This is a genomic window from Massilia sp. UYP32 (genome assembly GCF_050434365.1).
Classification (GTDB): Bacteria; Pseudomonadota; Gammaproteobacteria; order Burkholderiales; family Burkholderiaceae_D; genus Telluria; species Telluria timonae.
In genome coordinates, this window is the sequence record NZ_JBNDIK010000073.1 from 1 (window position 1) to 1,216 (window position 1,216).

Below are 1,216 nucleotides of genomic sequence, written 5' to 3' on the forward strand. Positions count from 1 at the left end.
GTCATCAGGGCAGTAGTAAAACTGATGCTCGTCGGTTCGCATTTCGCTTCCAGCGCGGCCTTGGCGATCTCAACGCGAATCAGGTTATAAGCGATCATCGCCCCCCAGATTTCCTGCTCGGTACCGCTGACCGTCATGCTGCGCAGAGTCAACTCCGAGCCCATCATTGACTGCTTCAGTTCCCTATAACTTGTTTCGATACGCCAGCGTCGGAGATAACAAGCAATCAAGTCAACCGCCTTGAACTTCTTGCTATCCATCAGCGACGTAAGCAGGTACCGCTGTTTTCCCGATCCGTCATCCGGTGTTCTTACGGCGCGCACGCGCCAAGTCTCTGGCAGAGCGGGATCTTTTTTGCGTGCAGCAGGCGAGACAATCATTTCCACGATGCCATCGTCGTCCGTGCCTAGGATTAGAGTCCATTTGGTGTTGCTCTTGGCGGGCACAAGGAAGTGTCGATTCGTTCCATGGTTGACGAGATTGCATAGTAGTTGCGCTGACAGAAAGCCTCGGTCAAACACAGTGAGCGAGTCGTCAGGAATGCTCTCGAGCAGAGAGTGGGCATGCGTCGTTTCGCTGATGTCGTAGCGTCCAAAACGGGCATCACGGATCAGTTGGGTTTCCATCATCATCAGGGTCACGCCGCGTGCTTGTGGATAGCTGGCAACCTTGTTGTTGGGGTAGATTTGAGAACCAAAGTGCTCGCGATTGTCTGGGCTATCTGCCAGGCGCAATGTCGTGCCATCCATGGCAAGCAGATGCAAGCCCTTGAACAGATAATGCGCTTCATCGTGCGCAATCCACTGCCGCGACGACTTGTGAAACAACCATTCAAGCGGCTCGGAGCCCAAGCGTTGTCGAGCTTGCGTTGTCGCGCTGGAGGTGATGCAACGGTCTGCCAACTCGGGCAATGCCAGGTCGAGCGAGTCGACAATGTCCTTGACGGAACGGTGTCGATAGATCGCCAGAGCAATGACTAGCCAGACGACCTGCTGCGCGGGTAACCGCCGAGAGCGGATAGTCGCTTTATCGTTCGCTACTAACGCAGCTTCCACCCATTCGTAGGGCAGATGTTCGCCAAGGCGGCTCCACTCAAGAGGATTAGGTAGGTCAATGACGAGGGGGATGGCATCAGAAAGCATGGCCGAAAGTTAACATTTCTGAGCCACGTTTACAACGAAAAAATGCCGCAAAGATCGTTAACTTAGCGGCATTA

At 54.1% G+C, this 1,216-nt stretch carries 1 protein-coding gene; it reads right to left on the bottom strand.

What is annotated here, in order from left to right:
• A partial coding sequence (locus ABIB42_RS25905; RefSeq protein WP_429249215.1) for an IS4 family transposase occupies positions 1 to 1,142 on the bottom strand: 1,142 nt, incomplete at its 3' end.
• Positions 1,143 to 1,216: the final 74 nt, after the last annotated feature.